We start from the raw sequence: 2,601 nt of genomic DNA, 5'->3' as shown, positions 1-2,601 counted from the left end.
ATATTGTGAGCTTTTACAACAACATCCGTCTGCATTCCACCCTGGGTAATCTGCCGCCCAGTGTCTATGAGCAACAAATGGTAGAAAAAGAACCTATCCCTGTGTCCGAAAATACTTGACCACTACATATCTCGGTGTCCGGTATTATTAGACCACTACACTAAAGTGGAACGACTTTTTTTGCCGACTTCGTTTCGCATAACATTGAACAGGGCAGCAGTATGTGTAGTGCTCACTTTTTCATTTTATCTTACCTCATTCCGACACCGCTCAAATGCATCAGATAATGCCAATCCAACTTCCTCATAAGAACTGTTCACGGAAACTATTACATTTTCAACATCTGCCATTCCTTGCCATGAGGTAATTTTATCATGACAGCTTGGTCCAATCGTAATCTCCCCATCCAATTCTTTTACATCACATCGAATCATTTTTGTAAACATATTTCCTTTATTTTTGTAGGAGTACTCGGCCGAAATAGTCTCCTGCCAAATTAGGCTGTTTTTTTGCAAATCACCTGAATCAAATATTTTTTTTGCATCCTCTACTGACAATATCGTGCTACTTTTCAAAAGCGAGATTACCATTTCTCCTAACGTAGCCGTTGATGCATTTAGCGGCAACAAGCGCCAAGGAATCGCAGGATCCTTGAACAAGACACCTCTTCCAGTGAGCACAAAGAAACAAAAAAAATCTTGGTTCTTAAATATGGAAAGATTTTTCCCTTGAATTTTTTCTGGCTGATATTCGTTCATATGATTATTTAGTTACCACAGTAACAACTATTTTAACACCGTTTGATGCGGCGTTATCAATCGCTTGATTTATTGCAACCCATTGAGCAGCGGAAGTATCAACAGGGACGGCCAACTGTATTGTTCTTGAATTTATCATTGAATCATAAAGCATAAAGTTTTCATTTCCCCCTTTAATAAAGTTAAGCGTATCGCTAACATAGCTACTCAACTTACTAGTAATATTCGATACGTTTTGATAGCTACTTGCTGTGGTATCCAAGGTTTTCACGCTAATGGCTTCTCCACTACTCAAAACAAAATTGTCGAATATTGGAAAATTTTGCTTTACTGTATTCAGGTTAATTGCGTCAGTAAGACTTTGACTCACAAACTTTTCAAAAGGAAGACCTTGACTTTGAATAGCTCCTCCCCATTGAATGCCAGTATCAGCCTTGGTAGCTAATCTTCCTAATTGAGATACAATTGGTTGGGCAATAAAGTCCCCGCTGGCTGTCAAAATTCCCGTTTCACCACTAGACAGAATAATAAGAACTCGAGTTCCATCCGGTAACACTTCAGATAATTGGTATCCTGCTGGAGGAATCTGCCCGGCTCTAATTGCCGCATTATATTCCGATATCGAATTAGTAGTTTTAAGAAGTATCGCTCCTTCCACTGCTGCAGGCGTAAGTGTCGTCAAACCAGCAATAAGTTCTGAAGTTTTCGCTGAGGCACCTGTCGTTTGTTGAATAACGGTTCCAGTAACTGTCCTCGTTTCTTGTCCAGTTATCATCGTCGTCAATCCAGCGAGAACCTGATCAACACTTGTTACTAAGGTCGTCCACCCTAAACCAGAAAGTATCATACTAGTACCAAGCGTTTCAGGCGTTAATGCTGCACCTGCCAACATTAAAGCACCCGCTCCAAACACACCACCTATTCCACCTAGTACTTGCACTGCACCATGAAATCGAGTCCAGTCCGTATCAGCGTATGCCCCTGTATTTATTGAATTGTTCGGTGAAGTAGCACTGGTGATAGCTGTAGAACCTGGAGTCAGAACCGCTGCCGAACCAGAACCTGGCACATCCATGTAATACTTGCCATCTGCCCCTCTCATTACCAATGTAGAAGTACCATCTACAATCCATTTGTATGGCTGCCCACCTGGAAATGTTTTGTTCATCCCTTCCGAAAATTGTGTCTTTTTATCTACGTTATTCGCAGGCTCAAATATGGACCTTCCTGGGACTTGAATGGTGCCTTCTAATTTAAGTTTTACATCCGAATTGGAGTTGGAATTTGTCGTATTGCTTCCAGTTGAATTCGTCGTACTACTGCTGTTATTCGTAGCAGAGGAATCCGCACCGCTATCTGTGCCACTTTTCAGCAAATTTTGCAGTTGAGCCTCGGTTTCAGGACTATGATCGCCGTTCTGGATCCGTTTCGACAGAGCCATAATTTGATCGATCTGTTCAGGCGTCAATTTACTGAGATTATAATTACTTGCACCGCCACCACCTCCCAGTGATGTCCCGCCACCGCCACCGCCATCTTCCTCATTCCCATCACCGCCTTCTGGGGGTAAAGCTTGTGGCTTAGGCCCACCATCATCCACTGAATTGTTCAGCGCAGCTCCACGCCCCTGGGCCGCATTAACATTCCCGAGACCCAGATTGTTTTGATACTGATTAGTCGCCACTACCGTCGTGGCATTAACTTGCGTAATCGCGTTCTTAAAATCATTATTTTGCTGAACTTCGACTGATGTAGGCGAAGTCGGTCCTGATGGTGTGGTAGGCTGCAAAGCCGCAATCTTCGCATTGGTACTACTGATCTGCGCTTGCAAGCTCGTGATATA

Annotated in this window: 2 protein-coding genes; both read right to left on the bottom strand. The window is 42.9% G+C overall.

The window, feature by feature from the left end:
* Positions 1-245: 245 nt before the first annotated feature.
* Positions 246-758, bottom strand: a complete 513-nt coding sequence (locus tag ACO0LC_RS29005) for a contact-dependent growth inhibition system immunity protein (RefSeq protein ID WP_423009710.1) — start codon at positions 756-758, stop codon at positions 246-248.
* Between the two features lie 4 nt (positions 759-762).
* A partial coding sequence (locus tag ACO0LC_RS29000) for a hypothetical protein (protein ID WP_423009708.1) occupies positions 763-2,601 on the bottom strand: 1,839 nt, incomplete at its 5' end.

The sequence above is a fragment of the Undibacterium sp. JH2W genome, from assembly GCF_049340425.1.
GTDB lineage: Bacteria > Pseudomonadota > Gammaproteobacteria > Burkholderiales > Burkholderiaceae_D > Undibacterium.
Note: the sequence above shows the minus strand (reverse complement) of the source record. Positions and strands in the feature narration are given on the sequence as shown.

Coding starts and splice junctions, on each gene's coding strand:
- ACO0LC_RS29005 (WP_423009710.1), bottom strand. CDS start 758: ATGAACGAATATCAGCCAGAAAAAATTCAAGGGAAAAATCTTTCCATA.